16 protein-coding genes and 2 pseudogenes are annotated in these 16,729 nt (G+C 68.9%); 10 read left to right on the top strand and 8 right to left on the bottom strand.

All coding sequences use genetic code 11. The features are described from left to right. Positions 1-116: 116 nt before the first annotated feature. From V9G19_RS26420 to V9G19_RS26410, 3 genes are read left to right on the top strand one after another with little or no spacing between them, the layout of a single operon-like run. On the top strand, positions 117-689 hold the full coding sequence (locus V9G19_RS26420; RefSeq protein ID WP_462288363.1) for an N-acetyltransferase family protein: 573 nt from the start codon (positions 117-119) through the stop codon (positions 687-689). After that, positions 686-1,426, top strand: a complete 741-nt coding sequence (locus V9G19_RS26415) for an AzlC family ABC transporter permease (RefSeq protein WP_462288362.1) — start codon at positions 686-688, stop codon at positions 1,424-1,426. The genes V9G19_RS26420 and V9G19_RS26415 overlap by 4 nt, the downstream gene beginning before the upstream one ends. 52 nt (positions 1,427-1,478) lie before the next feature. Next, on the top strand, positions 1,479-1,793 hold the full coding sequence (locus tag V9G19_RS26410) for an AzlD domain-containing protein (protein WP_462288361.1): 315 nt from the start codon (positions 1,479-1,481) through the stop codon (positions 1,791-1,793). A 92-nt stretch (positions 1,794-1,885) separates the two neighbouring features. On the opposite strand, the gene V9G19_RS26405 is transcribed toward V9G19_RS26410, so the two are convergent. Together V9G19_RS26405 and dapB are read right to left on the bottom strand one after the other, a co-directional pair. Beyond that, on the bottom strand, positions 1,886-2,656 hold the full coding sequence (locus V9G19_RS26405) for an SIR2 family NAD-dependent protein deacylase (protein WP_462288360.1): 771 nt from the start codon (positions 2,654-2,656) through the stop codon (positions 1,886-1,888). After that, entirely contained in the window at positions 2,653-3,429 is a 777-nt protein-coding gene (gene dapB / locus V9G19_RS26400; protein WP_462288359.1) for a 4-hydroxy-tetrahydrodipicolinate reductase, read from the bottom strand. The genes V9G19_RS26405 and dapB overlap by 4 nt, the downstream gene beginning before the upstream one ends. 117 nt (positions 3,430-3,546) lie before the next feature. Between dapB and V9G19_RS26395 the strand changes: the two genes are divergently transcribed. The 5 genes from V9G19_RS26395 to V9G19_RS26375 all read left to right on the top strand — a co-directional run bounded on the left by V9G19_RS26395 (position 3,547) and on the right by V9G19_RS26375 (position 9,167). Continuing rightward, positions 3,547-4,011 (top strand): DUF4282 domain-containing protein, encoded by a 465-nt coding sequence (locus V9G19_RS26395; RefSeq protein ID WP_462288358.1) that lies wholly within the window; start codon positions 3,547-3,549, stop codon positions 4,009-4,011. A 36-nt stretch (positions 4,012-4,047) separates the two neighbouring features. Further along, positions 4,048-5,439, top strand: a complete 1,392-nt coding sequence (locus V9G19_RS26390; RefSeq protein WP_462288357.1) for a M1 aminopeptidase family protein — start codon at positions 4,048-4,050, stop codon at positions 5,437-5,439. Next, positions 5,432-5,893, top strand: a complete 462-nt coding sequence (locus tag V9G19_RS26385) for a methyltransferase family protein (protein WP_462288356.1) — start codon at positions 5,432-5,434, stop codon at positions 5,891-5,893. Before V9G19_RS26390 ends, V9G19_RS26385 begins: the two co-directional genes overlap by 8 nt. Before the next feature lie 260 nt (positions 5,894-6,153). Continuing rightward, positions 6,154-6,675, top strand: coding sequence for a hypothetical protein (locus V9G19_RS26380; RefSeq protein WP_462288355.1), 522 nt, complete (start codon positions 6,154-6,156; stop codon positions 6,673-6,675). A gap of 155 nt (positions 6,676-6,830) precedes the next feature. Continuing rightward, positions 6,831-9,167: an FdhF/YdeP family oxidoreductase gene (locus tag V9G19_RS26375; RefSeq protein ID WP_462288354.1), complete on the top strand. Its 2,337-nt coding sequence runs from the start codon at positions 6,831-6,833 to the stop codon at positions 9,165-9,167. 110 nt (positions 9,168-9,277) lie between these two features. Here the strand turns inward: V9G19_RS26375 and V9G19_RS26370 are convergent, their stop codons facing one another. Continuing rightward, entirely contained in the window at positions 9,278-9,490 is a 213-nt protein-coding gene (locus tag V9G19_RS26370) for a hypothetical protein (RefSeq protein ID WP_462288353.1), read from the bottom strand. 40 nt (positions 9,491-9,530) lie between these two features. On the opposite strand from V9G19_RS26370, the gene V9G19_RS26365 reads away from it, so the two are divergent. Then, entirely contained in the window at positions 9,531-9,698 is a 168-nt protein-coding gene (locus V9G19_RS26365) for a hypothetical protein (protein WP_462288352.1), read from the top strand. A 165-nt stretch (positions 9,699-9,863) separates the two neighbouring features. Continuing rightward, positions 9,864-11,117: an IS256 family transposase gene (locus V9G19_RS26360; RefSeq protein ID WP_462288351.1), complete on the top strand. Its 1,254-nt coding sequence runs from the start codon at positions 9,864-9,866 to the stop codon at positions 11,115-11,117. A gap of 29 nt (positions 11,118-11,146) precedes the next feature. On the opposite strand, the pseudogene V9G19_RS26355 reads toward V9G19_RS26360, so the two are convergent. The 5 genes and pseudogenes from V9G19_RS26355 to V9G19_RS26335 form a co-directional block, all read right to left on the bottom strand. Next, positions 11,147-11,302, bottom strand: a pseudogene (locus tag V9G19_RS26355) (hypothetical protein); the annotation flags it as partial. 100 nt (positions 11,303-11,402) lie between these two features. Beyond that, positions 11,403-12,645, bottom strand: a protein-coding gene (locus V9G19_RS26350; protein ID WP_462288350.1) for an ISAzo13 family transposase whose coding sequence is annotated in 2 segments (ribosomal slippage) — positions 11,403-11,798 and positions 11,800-12,645 — 1,242 coding nt in all. Because the reading frame shifts where the segments join, the coding sequence is not laid out codon by codon here. Between the two features lie 162 nt (positions 12,646-12,807). Continuing rightward, positions 12,808-15,272 (bottom strand): annotated as a pseudogene (locus tag V9G19_RS26345) (polyribonucleotide nucleotidyltransferase). 128 nt (positions 15,273-15,400) lie between these two features. Next, a complete protein-coding gene (gene rpsO / locus V9G19_RS26340; protein ID WP_462288349.1) occupies positions 15,401-15,670 on the bottom strand; it encodes a 30S ribosomal protein S15 in 270 nt (89 codons plus the stop codon). Positions 15,671-15,863: 193 nt separating this feature from the next. Continuing rightward, complete coding sequence (locus V9G19_RS26335; protein ID WP_462288348.1) at positions 15,864-16,661, bottom strand: hypothetical protein; 798 nt, start codon at positions 16,659-16,661, stop codon at positions 15,864-15,866. Positions 16,662-16,729: the final 68 nt, after the last annotated feature.

Here is a 16,729-nt window from a genome sequence, read left to right as displayed (position 1 = left end):
GACGAACCCCGAGCACGCCCCCACCAGACGGCCGGCGGACGTCAGCGTTCGCCCGGGCCGTCCGAGCGATGCCCCAGCGATCGGCCAGGTCCAGGCCCAGGTCTTCATCGACACGTATGCCGATCTTCTGCCCCCCGAGGTCGCCGCCGCCTTCGAGCCCGGCCCAGTTCGCCCGCTCCTGGCGGGCCTCGCTGGAGAATCCGCCCGAGGGCGTGCACCGGGCGCTGGTCGCGCTGGCCGGGGCGCAGGTGCTCGGCATTGCGGCATACGGGCCCTCGCAGGATCCCGACACCGGCCAGGCAACCGGTGAGCTGACCTTGCTCGCAGTGCACCCGCTCGCCCGGCGGCAGGGGCACGGCTCGAGGCTGCTCAACGCGGTCGTCGACCAGCTGGGCGAGCTGGGCGCCGAGGAGGTGACCGCGTGGCTCCCGGCTGCCGCGGAGTCGACCCGCGCCTTCCTGCTGGGCGCCGGGTTGGTCCCCGACGGCGCCTACCGCGACCGCGTCGTCTCGCCCGACGGCGCGACGCTGCGCGAAGTGCGCGTGCGTGCCACCCTCGGGGACGACACGGACGGGGACGACACGGACGGGAACGACCCCGACGGGAACGATCCCGACCAGAACGACCCGCAGACTGGCCTCGCGGGGATCGGCGACGCGCAGGCAAACGATCAGGAGAGCACCGGTTGAGCGAGGCGACGGCGCCGCTGAACGCGCAACGCCGCGCCGAGGTCATCCGCCAAGGCGTGTCCGTCGGCGTCGCGACCGGGCTGTATGGCGTCAGCTTCGGCGCGTTGTCGGTCGCCTCGGGGCTGTCCATCCTGCAGACCCAGGCGCTCTCGCTGCTGCTGTTCTCGGGCGGCTCCCAGTTCGCCGTTGTCGGGATCCTCGGCGCGGGCGGATCCGGGATCTCCGCGATCGCTACCTCCACGCTGCTCGGCATTCGCAACGGGCTCTATGGCCTTCAGGTGGCCCGCTTCATCCAGGCGCGAGGATGGCGCCGGCTGCTCGCCGCACACGTGACGATCGACGAGTCCACCGCGGTCGGCATCGCCCAGGAGGAGCCGCCGGCCAGCCGGCTCGGCTTCTGGGTAACTGGGCTGGCCGTGCTCGTCGGCTGGAACCTGATGACGCTCGTCGGCGCGCTTGTGGGCAACGCGCTGGGCAAGCCGCAAACCTGGGGCCTCGACGCGGCGGCAGCGGCGGCCTTTTGCGCACTGCTGTGGCCGCGGCTGAAGGCGCGCGACGGCCGGGCGACGGCGGTGCTCGCCGCGTTTATCGCGCTGATCACCATTCCGCTCGTCCCGACGGGCGTTCCGGTCATCCTGGCGGCGAGCGCCGCGGTGATCGTCGGCTGGGTGTCCCCGGGCCGGCACGAAACCCCCCAGGCCGACGCCTCCCTCCCCGGTGCGGACCCGACGCCGTGAACCCCACCTACCCCAATCCGCACCAGGAACACGGCGTCATCGAGGGCACGCCATGAACACCTGGGTCACCGTCCTCGCGGCCTGCCTGCTGGCCTATCTGCTGAAGCTGTCCGGTTTTGTCGTCCCGGAGAGCTGGATGCAGGGGCCGCGCCGCTCCCGGATCACGACCTTGTTGCCCGCGGCCCTGCTCTCCGGGCTGATCGTCACCCAGACGTTCGCCGGCAGCGCGGGCGCGATTGCGCTCGACGCCCGTCTGGTGGCGGTGCTCGTCGCCGGGGTGTTGCTGTGGTTCCGGGCCAACTTCCTCGTCGTCGTCTTTGGCGCGGCCGCCGTCGCCGCCCTGTTGCGTGCCGCCGGCTGGTCCTAACCTAACCAAGCCGCGGAAGCCGCACGGACATGCGGGCGGGTGGGCCTGGCGCAGCGGACGCAAAAGACACGCGGACGTTGACCTGCGCGTGGCTAGCCAAGCGCGGTGATCGCCTCGAAGAGTGCCGGCAGTGCCCGGGCGGCGCTCTCGCGCCAATTCACATGCACCACATCGGAGTGCCCGGTCTCGCGCGGGTTGATCTCGGCGACGACCGCGCCGCAGGATCGGGCCAGCGCGGGGAGGCCGGCGGCGGGATAGACGATCCCCGAGGTGCCGACGCTCAACACCAGGTCGGCCTCCTCGCAGGCGATGACCGCCGCCTCCCACGGGTCGACCGGCAGCGGCTCGCCAAAGAAGACCACCCCCGGACGGACCAGGCCGAAGCAGGCGGCGCAGGTCGGCGGGGACAACCGCTCGACCGGCTCTTCGGGAAGTTGGAGCGGATCGGTGAACGGGAAACCGCACTCCCCGCACCGGAAGGCGCCGATCGAGCCGTGCAGGTGGTGGATGGTGCTGCTGCCCGCGCGCTCGTGCAGGTCGTCGACGTTCTGCGTGACGATCGTGACCGTGGCCAGGTCGAGGTGCTCCCAGTCGGCCAATGCGACGTGACCGGCGTTGGGCGAGACGGTGTGCACCCGCTCGAACCGCCAGGTATACCAACCCCACACCAGGGCGGGGTCGGCGCGCCAGGCCGCCTCGGTGGCCAGGTCTTCGGGCCGGAAGCGCTCCCACAGCCCGGTATGCGGATCGCGGAAGGTCGACAGCCCGCTCTCGGCCGACATGCCGGCGCCGGTCAGGACGACGACGCGCGCCGCCTCGGCCGCGACCTCGACGAGCGTCTCCGGGACGACGACGCCGCTCACGATCGCTCCAATTCGAGGTAGTGCTCCAGGCCGACGGTCAACCCCGGATGCGCTGTTACCGAACGGATCCCGGTCAACACCCCGGCCATGAACGAGACCCGATCGAGGGAGTCGTGCCGGATGGTCAGCAGCTCCCCTTCGGCGCCAAAGAGCACCTCCTGATGCGCGACCAGCCCGCGCAGCCGCACCGAATGCACCGGTATGCCGCCCTGCCGCGCCCCTCGCGCCCCGCCGGGATCGTGCGTGGTCGCGTCGGGCACCGGGCCGAGACCCGCCGCCTCCCGTGCCGCACCGACCAGGTCGGCCGTGCGCGCAGCCGTTCCCGACGGCGCGTCCACCTTGCCCGGATGATGCAACTCGACGATCTCGACCGACTCATAGAAGCGGGCGGCCTGCTGCGCGAACTGCATCATCAAGATGGCGCCGATCGCGAAGTTCGGGGCGATCAGCACCCCAACCCCGGGATGCTCCTGCAAAGTGGCGCGCAGCGCTGCCAGCTTCCGCTCGTTCCAGCCGGTCGTGCCGACGACCGCGTGCACACCCTGCTCGACGCAGTGGGTCACATTGTCCAGCGAAACATCGGGCACGGCGAACTCGACCGCCACCTGCGTTCCGGCGAGGTCCCCGAGGTCGTCCCCGAGATCGAAGCCGCCGACCAGCTCCAGGTCGGCGGCCGCCTCGACCGCGTCACGCACGGTGCGGCCCATCCGGCCGGCGGCGCCGATGACGGCAACCCGCACCGGGTCGGTCGTGTTCTGCGATCTCGCGGTCATGGGCTGCAGGATACGGGCGCGTGGGGGCAGGCGCTCTTCGCCAACCCCGTCGTGTCTCCCGGGGCCGAAGGTGCGCGCGCGTTAGCGTGAACGCGACCGACTGCCCAGGAGACCACTATGAGCACGCAGCCGCCGTCGGGGCCCCACGCGGACCCGCCACCTTATCCGGAGCCACCGACTACTCAGCCCGGCCCCATCTCGCCACCGGCGGGCTACGGCGCCTCGGGCGCGCCACCCCCAAGCACCGCTGCGGCCCCGCCCTCGGGTGCCGGCCCGCGCGCGGGCAGCATCGGCTCCCCGGCGGGCTTCTTCGCGGCGCTCTTCGACTTCTCGTTCTCGCGGTTCATCACGCCGATGATCATCCGGTTCGTCTATGTGCTGGCTACTGCCCTGATCGGGCTCATCTGGTTCGTGTTGCTGATCAGAGGGTTTGCCAATGGGGCGGCTGAGGGGTTAGTGGTCTTGCTGCTCGGTCCGGTCTTCGCGATTATCTATCTCGCGTTCATCCGGATGACACTGGAGATCTACCTCGCCGTTGTAAGGATGAGCGAGGACATTCACCAGCGCCTCCCGCATTCCTGATCCTCCTCGGAGGTGCGTTCCAACGAGGAGATCGCCGTGACCAGCCGCCCCGCCACCCTGCCCCGACGACTGTCTGCCCTGCCAATCGTCTCGGTTGGCCTGGCTCTCCTCCTGGGGCTGCTGGCGACCGGACCCGCGAGTGCCCGCATCGGCGCCCCCGGGGTGACAGCCACAACAGTGACACAACCGGTGACCCCTAACTCGCTGGGCCGGGTCCTCGATGACACCTTCCGCATCCGGCTCACCGCGCTCACGCTGCGCCTCGACTACCACCCGGACGCGAGGCGGGTCAGCGGCGTCGCCGAGCTGCGCTTCCGGATGCGGCTGGGCCAAGACCGTGCGCTCTTCCACTTCAACCCGTTGCGGCAGGTCGCTCCGGGCACCGAGCAACGAATGATTTCCTCGGTGCGTCTCGATGGACGCGCCGTCGATCCGCGCGCCCTGCGCCTGATCCGGCCGCATCCCACGGCCGAGGTCGCCTTCGACGTCCCGCAAAAGCTTTCTGCGGGAAGCGAACACGCAATGCGCATCGGCTGGGACTGCCCGATCCCGGCCGCTCCCCGCGGTTGGCTGTATCCCGACTTCGACGACACCGAGGGCCCGAACAACGAGACCGAGACGCTGTGGCCGACGGTGAGTTCGCCCGAGGAACTCGTCCGGCACCGGATCGACTTACGCGTCCACACGCGCGAGCGCTACCACGTCATCGGCTCGGGGATCGTGACCCGGCGGGCGCACGCGGCATACCAAAGGTGGACGGTCGACACCGGCAAAGCGATCTCCTCCAGCAATGTCTTCTTCGCCGCCGTCCCGGCGCGCTCGGCTCGCACGTCCACCTTCCGGGCATCCGGGGTGCCGGTGACGATCCTGACCGATCGCTCGGCGCACGTGGTCGCCACGGCGCGCGCCATCACGACCCGAACGGTCCGGCAGTTGATCGACGAGCTCGGCCCGTCCCCGATGCCGCGCATGCAGATCCTGCTGCCCGGGTGGAACTCGGGGATGGAGTATTACGGCGCCACCCGCACCGGGGTCGGCTCGCTGCGGCACGAACTCGCGCACATGTACTTCGCGACCACGGCCGTGGGCCGCACCTGGCGCGACACCTGGATCGATGAGGCCGTGACGACCTGGTGGGCCGAGGGCCGGCGGGCAAAGCCGGTCCCGTTGGACTTCCGATCTCATCTGGCCAACGACCGGTCGGTCGTCGCCCCTGGGTTCAACGAAGCGGCCTACGGCACGGGCGTGCGGGTGATGTCCCGAGTGGCGCGCGCCCTCGGTGGTGAGCAGCGCATGCTGGCCTTCCTGAGCGACGTCTACCAGCGGCGTGCCTACCACCCGTTCACCACCGACCAGTTCGTCGGTGACATCGTGGCTGCCCAAGACACGATCCCGCGGGCCACCCTCCGGCGCTGGCTGTATGGCTGATCGCGGCGCCCCGGTCAAGGTCCTGCCACCCCTGCTGTATGCCGTTCCCTTCGCCCTCGCGTGGCTCGCCGAGTGGCGCTGGCCGACATCCCTGGGTCTCGGCGCTTCCGGGCGCGTGGCCGGCGGCTTGCTCGTCCTCAGTGGAATGGCGTTGATGCTGTGGGCGTTCTGGGAGTTCCGCAGGCGGGGTACAACGATCCTGCCCTGGGGTGCGGCGACCTCGCTGGCGACGACTGGGCCCTACCGGCTGACCCGCAATCCGATCTACCTCGGCGACGCGCTCGCCTACCTCGGCGCCAGCCTGCTGCTCGACAGCATCTGGCCGCTACCGCTGTTGCCACTGATCATGGTCGCCAACTATCGGTGGGTCATCCGCCACGAGGAGGCCTATCTCGCCACCCGCTTCGGCCGCGCGTATGCCGAGTACCGCCTCCGCGTGCGCCGCTGGCTCTAGGGAAGCTGCCCCACCCAGAGGGGCCGGTGCTGGCCAGCGGCCGGGCGGTCGCGAGGTCGGCGAACCACACCCGTAGAGCCGCCGGGTCACGCGGGGCCGGCTCGCTCCTCCCCCGGCCGTGACCGCCGACTATCGCGGTGAGGCGATGTCGGCCGCTGCGCTGCGCATCTCGGCCGCGAAATTGAGCGTCATGGACCCAAAGCGTAGGCAGCCGGCCGAAAACGGGTCGAACCGAGTCGCGCCGGCCCTACCGTTCTGGGATGAACTCGCTCCAGCTGACGACCGACCCGGTCGAGTTCCGCCGCCTGGCCGCGGACTTCCTCGCGGCGAATCCGCTGGAGGCCACGATCATTGCCGTCGCCCTCGACCGGCTGGCCGCCGGAGAGCAGCTAGACCATGCTCCCGGAGTGCCGATGGCCTGGTTCGCCGCGGCCCGCGACGGCGATCGCGTCACCGGCCTTGCGATGCGCACCGGGCGCTTCCCCGCCTACCTTCTCGGGTTGAGCCCTGCGCAGGGCCGCGACCTGGCGAAATCAGTCCTCGCGAGCGGCGAGATCCCCAGCGGGGCCAACGGGGATCTCGATCCGACCGGGGCCTTCTGCGAGGCAGTCATCCTGCCCACGGCGGCGCCCTGGTCAGCAAACGCGCGACCCGACTGCACCGGCTCGGGAGGCTTGATCCGCCGACAGGCGTCGCCGGAACACCACGGGCCGCAAGGGAATCCGACGTCGACGTGCTCGCCGGCGGGCGCAGATCGTCTGCCTGTTCACCGACCTGGCTAACCCGACAAGCAACGGGATCTATCGACGGATCGGCTACGAGCCGGTCAAGGACACCATCGAGCGCCAGATCGTGGCCGCCTGCTGAGCGACGTCGCCTGCTGGGAGCACGCCGGTCGCGTAGGTTCGTCACTGGTAAAGCACTCCCGGGAGGCAATGTGACCAAGGGCGAGCAGGATTTCGAGGACGACGGCCAGGCCGGCGACGGGGCTTCGGACCGGGCGGCGTGGCGTCACCGCAGCTACCAGCACCCGGCGGCCGGCTGGGGAGCGGCGCGCTCGGTGGGGGAAGTCCTGTGGAAGGACCGGGAGTGGGTCGTGGGGCCCGGCGCCATGCTGAAAATGAACCACCAGGACGGCGGCTTCGACTGCCCCGGATGCGCTTGGCCCGACGACACCCGTGGCCTCGCCCTCGACATTTGCGAGAACGGCATCAAGCACGTCACCTGGGAGATGACCCATCACCGCGTCGATCGCGAGTTCTTCGCCGCGCACACCGTCACCGAACTCGAGTCCTGGAGCGACAACCAGTTGGAAAGCCGCGGGCGGCTGACCGAGCCGATGCGGTATGACGCCGCGACCGATCGCTACGTCCCGGTCACCTGGGACGACGCGTTCGCGCTGGTCGGGTCCGCGCTCCGGTCGCTGGAGAGCGCCGACCAGGCCGCCTTCTATACCTCCGGCCGGCTCGGCAACGAGGCGACCTTCCTTTACCAGCTGTGGGCGCGTGAGTTCGGCACCAACAACCTGCCCGACTGCTCCAATATGTGTCACGAAGCCTCGGGGAGAGCCCTGCAGGCCGCGTTGGGGACCGGCAAGGGCACCGCGGACCTGATCGACTGGGAGAGGACCGACGCGCTCTTCCTGCTCGGAGTCAACGCCGCCTCGAATGCGCCCCGGATGCTGACCGCATTGAGCGCGGCCTATCGCCGTGGTGCCCAGATCGTGCACATCAATCCGCTTATCGAGGCCGGCGCCACGCGCACCATCGTCCCGCACGACTTCCTCGACATGGCGCGGCTGAAGTCGACGCGCACGAGCACGCTCAACCTGCAGGTCCGACCCGGCGGTGACATGGCGTTGCTGCGCGGCATCGCCAAGTGTGTGTTGGAGCGTGCCCCGGCAGATCCGCGCGTCCTCGACCCCGAGTTCATCGAGCGCTTCACCGCCGGATTCGAGGAGTATCGCGCGCTGGTTCTCGCCACGCCCTGGCAGACGATCGAGGACCAGTCGGGGCTAACGTTCGACCAGGTGCGGGCGGCCGCGGACGTCTACATGCGCGCCGACCGCACGCTCGTGAGCTGGTGCCTGGGTGTCACCCAGCACGAGCACGGCGTCGACACGGTCCGCGAGATCGTCAACCTGCTGCTGCTGCGCGGCAATCTGGGGCGTGAGGGTGCCGGGCCGTCGCCAGTGCGCGGGCATAGCAACGTCCAAGGCAACCGCACCTGCGGAATCGACCACCGCCCGCCCGCGGACTTCCTCGACCGTCTCGCCGCCGTATGCCGAATCGACCCCCCGCGCCGGCGCGGCCTGGACACGGTCGGGACTCTGCAAGCGATGCACGAGGGAGCCGTGAAGGTCTTCGTGGGGATGGGCGGCAACTTCGCGCTGGCGGCGCCGGACACGGCATACACCTGGGCGGGGTTGCGGTCTTGTGACCTGACCGTCCACGTGAGCACCAAACTCAATCGCAGCCACCTCGTCCACGGCGCGCAGGCGCTGATCCTGCCGTGCCTGGGGCGCACCGAGAAGGACCACCAGGCGGGCGGCCTGCAGGTCATCTCGGTGGAGGATTCGATGAGTATGGTGCACCGTTCGGTCGGGATGAAGCGGCCGGCCTCGCCGCAGCTGCGCTCCGAGCCGGCAATCATCGCCGGCCTGGCGAAGGCGACGCTGCCCGACAGCGCCACGCCGTGGGACTGGTATGTCGAGGACTACGACCGGATCCGCGACACCATGGCCAAGGTGCTGCTGGGCTGCGAAGACTTCAACCGTCGGGTCCGGCTGCCGGCGGGGTTCCGGATCAAGCAGCCGGCGCGCGAACTCGTCTTCGACACCCCGTCGGGGCGCGCTGAGTTCTCCAGCGCACCCCTGCCCGACGTCATCCCGGGCGACAGCGATGTCCTGGTGTTGCAGACGATGCGCTCCCACGATCAATGGAACACCACGATCTACTCCGACAACGACCGCTATCGCGGCGTGCGAAACCTGCGCACGCTGGTGCTGATGAATGCCGAAGACCTGGCCGAACGGGGCCTCGCCGAGGGCGATCTGGTCGACATTCTCGCCACCTCAACGGACGGCTCGCGACGGCGGCTGAATGGCTATCGCGCGTTGAGCTATGACCTCCCGCGCGGTAGTTGCGCCGGCTATATGCCCGAGATGAATGTCCTGATCGGCCACGCCGACTACAGCAGCCAGAGCGACCAGCCGTTGATGAAGAACATCCGTGTCCGCATCTCCCGGCACGGATCGGGCGCGCCGCCGGAGTGACCACGACCAATTCCCTTGCCGTGCCCGAATGCAGGTGCCGGCAAGGGAATTGCGTCAACTCAGGCGAGCCAACGGCTCACTCCTGATCGCGGCGGTCCTCGTCGTCGTCGTCATCCGTCGCGGCGCTGCCGGCGGTGTTCTTGCTGTTCGGCCAGCAGCGCCCGCAGCGTGGGCAACACGCGTTGGTCCTTGGGGCGGTTGGCTGCCTGTTTGCTGCGGACGACATCCGCCACGGAAGCAATCGGAATGGCCACCCCGAAGGCGTCGACGCTCTCCGCGTCGCGCACCAAGTCCGGATAGCCCTGCGTGCCAGCGGGTTGCATGCAGATGTCCAGGTCTCCATGACGTCGGGAAGGGCGAACCGTGCGCGAGCGCGGCAAAGCCGCCGATGACGACGAACCGGACGCGATGCGCGAGAAGTTCGGCGATGATGGCGCCCGGATCGAACTCAGCGGGCACGGCTGCGCCCCTGGACGTCCGTCATCGTCCGCGCGGTGCGCACGGCTCGTTCGAGCCGCTCTCCTGGCGTGAGGGCCAGGAGCCGGCGATCTTGCGCCAAGTCGCTCTCGTCCCGAGTTGAGTCCGTAACGTTGGTGTACGAGGCCGGTGGTTGTTCGTGTCCTTCCCGGGAGACACGACGGCCACCGGGCATCCTTCGAGTGAACCCATCACAGCACTCTCGAAAGGATGGTCCCGATGACCGTCGCATTGCCCAGTATCGACCCTGCCCGTTTCTTGGACGAACAGCTCGCGCAGGCGAGCCCGGACTTGATGCGGGAGATGTTGTCCTCGTTCATTCACTCGATCTTGTCCGCGCAGGCCGACGCGGTGTGCGGTGCGGAGTACCGCTCCCGGGTCCCGGAACGGTCGAATCGTCGTAACGGCTACCGCCACCGTGATCTCGACACCCGGGTCGGCACCATCGATGTGGCGATCCCGAAACTGCGGGAAGGCACCTTCTTCCCGGACTGGTTGTTGACCCGGCATTCGCGGGCGGAGAAGGCGCTGACCAGCGTGGTCGCGACCTGCTACCTGCTGGGGGTCTCGACCCGGCGGATGGACCGGCTGGTCCAAGCGCTCGGGATCACCGGCCTGAGCAAGTCCACGGTCAGTGAGATGGCCAAAGACCTCGACGGTCAGGTCGAGGCGTTCCGGACCCGCCCGTTGGACGCTGGCCCGTACACCTTTGTCGCCGCGGACGCGTTGACGATCAAGGTGCGTGAGGGCGGGCGGGTGGTCAAGATCGCGACCATGCTCGCCACCGGCGTCAACGCCGAGGGGTACCGGGAGATCCTTGGTGTCCAGGCGTCCACGGCCGAGACCGGTGGCGGCTGGCTCACCTTCTTCCGGGATCTGGTCGCCCGCGGCCTGACCAGCGCTGGCCCGGTCGGTCTGGTGACCTCCGATGCCCACGCCGGGCTGGTCGAGGCCATCGGCGCGACGCTGCCCGGGACGGCGTGGCAGCGTTGTCGTACTCACTACGCGGCGAACTTGATGGCGGTGACTCCGAAGAACAGTTGGCCGTGGGTGAAAGCGTTGCTGCACAGCGTGTATGACCAGCCCGACGCTGCAAGCGTGCACGCCCAGTTCGACCGGATCGTCGAGACCTTGACCGAGAAACTGCCCGCGGTCGCCGCGCACCTCGACGACGCCCGCGCCGACATCCTGGCCTTCACCGTCTTCCCCAAAGGCGCCTGGAAGCAGATCTGGTCGAACAACCCCCAGGAGCGGCTTAACCGGGAAATCCGCAGGAGGACCGATGTGGTCGGGATCTTCCCCAACCGCGACGCCCTGATCCGGCTGGTCGGCGCGGTCCTAGCCGAACAACACGACGAGTGGACCGAACAACGCCGCTACCTCGGCCTCGAACTCCTCGCCCAATGCCGCAAAGCCCTCACCCCCAAGGAGGAAACCCCCGCCCAGAACCCACTCACCGCGATCACCGCGTAACCCCGACACGCCCGAAGGATGAAAAACCTTCAAACACCACGCATCAGGACTTGACCCTCGTCCCGATCGTGCAACGCCACCTCGAGGTCGAAACCACACAGGCGCGCCAACCTCGCGACCGTATCCAGGTCAGGCGAGGACCGCCGCCCTCCCACCGCGCGATCGAGCTTTGCGTCGTCGAGGCCGGCTCGGCGAGCTGGGACTGGTCAACCCTGCTCGGCGGCGCGCCTCGCGAATGAGTTGCGCGCCCAGCATCGGTTGAGTAAGGGCCTGTGAGGAATTAAGCTAGTTTGGGTCGGGCGTGTCGGGGTAGAGGGTGTAGTTCCATTCCCCGTGGAAGGTGTGGCGGTGGAGTATTCCGCGGCGTTCGAGGTCGGGGATGACGGTGTCGGCGATTCTGATGCCGGCGGGGTAGGGGTTGGTGTCGAGGTCGGCGGCGACGTGCAGGCCGGTGGTCGTGGTGGTCGCGGCGATGGTGTTGACGACGACTTCGTGGCTGGTCAGTGGGCGGCTGCGCCAGTTCATGGAGATGTGCGCGAAGAGGCGGTGTTCGATTTTGTTCCATTTGCTGGTGCCGGGGGGTAGGTGGGTGACGGTGATGGTCAGCCCAGTCCGGGTGGCGAGGTCGGCGAGTTCCTTCTTCCACAGCCGGTTTTGGTAGCCGTTGGAGCCGCCGCCGTCGGGCACAGATCAGCAGCCGGGTGGCCCCGGGATGGGCCGCGGATCCCACCCGCTGCCACCAGGTCTCGATGGTGTGCACGGCGAACGCGGCGGTGTCGTGGTCGACCCCGACCGATACCCAGCCGGCGTCGTGGGCGACGTCGTAGACGCCGTAGGGGTTGACCTTGCCGAGGTCTTTGTCGGCGAAGTCGTGGACGTTGACCCGTTCCGGCTGGCCGGCCCGGTGCCATTCCCGACCGGGGTTCTTGAACGGTCCGATGAGTTCTTTCTTCTTCGTGTCGACGCTCATCACCGGGTCCCCGCTGACCTGATGGGCCGCTGCCGCGTCGGCCAGGTAGTGGAACTGGGCATCCCGGTCCGGGTGCTGGCTCCCGTCGAGGACCTTGGCGTTGGCCTGTAGCGAGTAGCCGCCCTCGGCCAGCAACCTGCGGGTCACATGATCACTGACCCGGTGACCCTTCGCGCGTAACTCCCGGGTCAAGGTCCGGATCGACTTACTCGTCCACCGCAACGTCGACATCGGATCCCCCAGCGTGGCCGGTTCGATCAACGCATCGAAATCCGTTGCCAGCGAAGGATCATGGGCCTCAACCCGCTTGCGCCCACCGCCCGGGCGGCGCGAGCGGCCGGGCGCCAATTCCACCCCACCACTGGCCTCGGCCCGACCCCGGCGCACCGTGTCCGCCGCCACTCCGGTCGCCGCGGCGACCACCGCCACGCCCTCGGCGCCGAACTCGGCCGCCTCCGCCCCAAGCCACAACCGACGCTGGAACTCCGACAAATGCGGCGCCACCACCGCATACCGGCGCGCCAACGACTCCGACACCGACACCGCGGACGTGGACATACCACAACCGTAGCCGTCCCAACCCCCTAAAACGAAGTTATTTCGTCACAAGCCCTAAGCGGATCCGCGATATGGCTACCGGACGGCCGTGCAGACGGAAACGACTGGGCACCCTCGGATGGGGTGCCCAGTCGTCGACTGCTCAGCTTGGCCGCCTGCGGGTCACGCCTCCTCGGAGCCGCCCCGCTCGCCGCCGTTGCGGTCGCCGTGATGGGTGCGGCGACGGCGGCCACGGCCACCCTCGCGACGCTCGCGGGGACGGTCCTCGCCGCTGGCCTCACGCCCGCCGCCACTCTCGGCCCCGCTGCCATCGGACTCACGAGACCGGTCGGACGTCACCGCCGCCGCCTCGCCCGACTCGCCGCCACCGGCGGGGGCGCCGGCGCCCTCCGGGAGCACCGCGGCGAGGGAGAGCTTGCCGCGCGGGTCGATCTCCTTCAACTCGACCTGAACCTTCTGGCCGATCGAAAGCACGTCCTCGACGGCGTCGATCCGCTTTCCGCCGACCAGCTTACGAACTTCGGAGATGTGCAGCAGGCCGTCCTTGCCGGGCAGCAACGAAACGAAGGCCCCGAAGGTCGTCGTCTTGACGACGGTGCCCAGGAAGCGCTCGCCGACCTCGGGCATCTGCGGGTTGGCGATCGCGTTGATCGCGGCCCGCGCCGCCTCGGCCGAGGGGCCGTCGGTAGCGCCGATGTAGACGGTGCCGTCGTCCTCGATGGAGATGTCGGCGCCGGTGTCCTCCTGGATCTGGTTGATCATCTTGCCCTTCGGGCCGATGACCTCGCCGATCTTGTCGACCGGGACCTTGACCGAGATGACGCGCGGCGCGAACTCGGACATCTCGTCCGGTCCGTCGATGGCCTCGTTCATCACATCGAGGATGTAGAGGCGGGCGTCGCGGGCCTGGGTCAGCGCGCCGGCAAGCACGTCGGCGGGGATGCCATCGAGCTTGGTGTCGAGCTGAATGGCCGTGACGAACTCGCGGGTGCCGGCGACCTTGAAGTCCATGTCACCGAAGGCGTCCTCGGCACCGAGGATGTCGGTCAGAGCGGCATACGACACCTGCCCGTCGAGCTCCGCCGACACCAGGCCCATCGCGATGCCGGCGACCGGGGCGCGCAGTGGCACACCGGCGTTGAGCAGCGACAGGGTCGAGGCGCAGACCGAGCCCATCGACGTGGAACCGTTGGAGCCCAACGCTTCCGAGACCTGACGGATCGCGTAGGGGAACTCCTCGCGCGTCGGCAGCACCGGCATCAGGGCGCGCTCGGCGAGCGCGCCGTGGCCGATCTCGCGGCGCTTCGGGCTAGCCGACGCGGCCGGTCTCACCGGTCGAGTAGGGCGGGAAGTTGTAGTTGTGCATGTAGCGCTTGCGGGTCACCGGCGAGAGGGTGTCGAGCTGCTGCTCCATCCGGAGCATGTTCAGCGTCGTCACGCCCATGATCTGGGTCTCGCCACGCTCGAAGAGCGCGGAACCGTGCACCCGCGGCAGCACCTCGACCTCGGCCGAGAGGGCGCGGATGTCGGCCAGGCCGCGGCCGTCGATGCGGACCTTGTCGCGCAGGATGCGCTCGCGCACGAGCTTCTTCTGCACCGAACGGTATGCCGCGCTGATCTCCTTCTGCCGGCCGGTGAACGGCCCGGCCTCGCCCTCACCCGTGAAGACGTCGGCGGTGCCGACGAGCTGCAGGTGCAGCGCGGACTTCAGCTCATCGAGCGCGTCCTCGCGCTCCTGCTTGCCGGCGATCGTCAGGATCTGGGCGAGCTTGCCGTCGCGGGAGACGAACTCCTCAGTCGGCGGCATACGCATCGTCTTCGTAGTCGAGGAAGCGCGGGAACTCCTCCACCGGCTTCGCCGCGGCGGCGGCGAGCTGGCTCTGCGCCTCGCACAGGACCTTGATGAAGCCCTTGGCGGCCTCGAGACCCTGGGCGACGACCTCTTCGGTCGGCGCCTGCTTGCCCTCGTTCTTGACGAGGTTCCAGGTGGCGTCGGTGGCCTCGGCCTCGACCATCATGATCGCGACATCGCTGTCACCATTGTCCTTGGCGACGATCCGGCCGGCGACGACCATGTCGAAGGTCGAACGCTCGGCGTCGGAGAAGTTCGGGAAGGCGACCCACTGGCCCTCGATGAGCGCGACGCGCACGCCACCAATGGGACCGGAGAACGGCAGCCCGGAAATCTGCGTGGACGCGGACGCCGCGTTGATGGCCAGCACGTCGTACTGGTGGTCGGGGTTGAGCGCCAGGACCGTCTCGACGATCTGAACCTCGTTGCGCAGACCCTTGGCGAAGGACGGGCGCAGCGGCCGGTCGATCAGGCGGCAGGTCAGGATCGCCTCGGTGCTGGGGCGGCCTTCGCGGCGGAAGAAGCTGCCGGGGATCTTGCCGAGGGCGTACATGCGCTCCTCCACATCGACGGTCAGCGGGAAGAAGTCGAACTGGTCTTTCGGGGTTTTGCCGGCCGTCGTGGTCGACAAGACGGTGGTCTCGCCGTCGAGGTAGGCGGTCACCGACCCGCCCGCCTGGCGGGCGAGGCGTCCGGTCTCGAACCGGACGGTGCGGGTGCCGAAGCTGCCGTTGTCGATGACGGCTTCGGCGAAGGTGATTTCTGGACCCTCCATGGGCCCTCCATTTCTGCGGTGTTCACTCCGGGCGCATCGTCGTTGTGGCCCGGGCGGTTGTTCGTTATTCAGTTGTCGGACATGCGAAGAAGCGGCCCTGACGATCAGGACCGCTTCGTGTCACCGGGTCAACGGCGCAGACCGAGCCGCTTGATCAGGGAACGGTAGCGCTCGATGTCGATGGTCTCCAGGTAGCGCAGCAGGCGCCGGCGCCGGCCGACGAGCAGCAGCAGGCCACGACGGCTGTGGTGGTCGTGCTTGTGCTCGCGGGCGTGCTCGGTCAGATCCTTGATTCGCTGGGTGAGCAGCGCGATCTGCACCTCGGGGGAACCGGTGTCGCCCTCGGTCGTGGCGTACTCGGCGATGATGGTCTTCTTGGTCTCGACGTCCAATGGCATGGGCGGGCCGGGTCCTTTCCTTTGGTGTGCGCGGCGCTCCCGGGCAGGTCCACCGGGGCTCTCTGAATCCGCGGCCGGTTCAACGGCAACCGCTCAAGGCTACCAGCGCCCGTATGCCGCACCTAATCGAGAGCAGCGACAACCGGCGGCACCCCGGCTCGGCCCTGGGGCGAGGCGCGCCGAGGGTCTACGGTCATTGATCGCCTTGCTGGCGTAGCCAGCGGCCCATGCCAGGGGTGATGAAGTGGAGGGTGCCGTCGGCCGCGGCGTAGATGGTGCCCTTCTTGATCAACCGGTCACGTAGGTAGGCCACCTGCGGCGTCGACCTCGACATGCGTTCGGCGACATCACGCCCCGTGGGTGGCTTCTCCTGCTCGGCTGCCGCCATGGCGAGTAGGTATTCCCGTTCCTGGAGGCTGGCTCCGTCCCACCGGCCACGAAAGAGGTGCTCCAGGTCCTCGGTGATCCGCGGTTCTGCCCGGTGGGCAGCTTCGAGGGTGATCTGGGTGGCGCCGGCCGAGGCGCGCCACGCGAAATGGCCAGCGACCTGAATCGCGTACGGGTAGCCGCCCGTCAGGGCGATCAGGGCTTCGGCGGCCGCAGTGGTCATCGGCCGCCCGGCCCCTGCCGCCGGTTCAGTGAGGGCGGTGCGGGTCTCGCCGGGCGTCAATGGTCCCAGCTCGTGCCATTCGGCCCGCTCAAGATAGGTGGGCAACGCCCGCTTTCCGCGGGTGGCGCGTAGGGACGGGAGTGCCGCGATGGCCACCACCAGGGGCCAGTTATCGGGGACATGTTCTTGCAGGACAGCGGCCACGACGCGTAACTCATCGGGGTCGGCGCTATGTATTTCGTCGAGGGTCACCACCAGTCCCGCGCCGCGGTCGATCGCCGCGGTCGCGCATCGACAAAGGATGTCGTGGAAGTGGTCAGCAGGGGATCTCGCGCCGTCGGGATCGGTAACGATCTCGACGCCGGCGCCGAGCCCGAACACGTTAGCGCTGACCTTTTGGCTAAGCCACCCGCGCCTGGGTTCGCCCGCTCTGCGGTGTGTTGCCGGTG

Origin of the sequence: Nostocoides sp. (genome assembly GCF_037045025.1) — a bacterium.
GTDB lineage: Bacteria > Actinomycetota > Actinomycetes > Actinomycetales > Dermatophilaceae > Nostocoides_A.
The sequence above is the reverse complement of the archived record's forward strand: the minus strand, read 5'-3'. Positions and strand labels throughout refer to the sequence as shown.

What these genes read in the sequence shown, in the direction of transcription:
- V9G19_RS26420 (WP_462288363.1), top strand. Translation starts at nt 117, where the DNA reads ATGCCGATCTTCTGCCCCCCGAGGTCGCCGCCGCCTTCGAGCCCGGCC.
- V9G19_RS26410 (WP_462288361.1), top strand. Translation starts at nt 1,479, where the DNA reads ATGAACACCTGGGTCACCGTCCTCGCGGCCTGCCTGCTGGCCTATCTG.
- dapB (WP_462288359.1), bottom strand. Translation starts at nt 3,429, where the DNA reads ATGACCGCGAGATCGCAGAACACGACCGACCCGGTGCGGGTTGCCGTC.
- V9G19_RS26395 (WP_462288358.1), top strand. Translation starts at nt 3,547, where the DNA reads ATGAGCACGCAGCCGCCGTCGGGGCCCCACGCGGACCCGCCACCTTAT.
- V9G19_RS26385 (WP_462288356.1), top strand. Translation starts at nt 5,432, where the DNA reads ATGGCTGATCGCGGCGCCCCGGTCAAGGTCCTGCCACCCCTGCTGTAT.
- V9G19_RS26380 (WP_462288355.1), top strand. Translation starts at nt 6,154, where the DNA reads ATGAACTCGCTCCAGCTGACGACCGACCCGGTCGAGTTCCGCCGCCTG.
- V9G19_RS26370 (WP_462288353.1), bottom strand. Translation starts at nt 9,490, where the DNA reads ATGCAACCCGCTGGCACGCAGGGCTATCCGGACTTGGTGCGCGACGCG.
- V9G19_RS26360 (WP_462288351.1), top strand. Translation starts at nt 9,864, where the DNA reads ATGACCGTCGCATTGCCCAGTATCGACCCTGCCCGTTTCTTGGACGAA.
- rpsO (WP_462288349.1), bottom strand. Translation starts at nt 15,670, where the DNA reads ATGCCATTGGACGTCGAGACCAAGAAGACCATCATCGCCGAGTACGCC.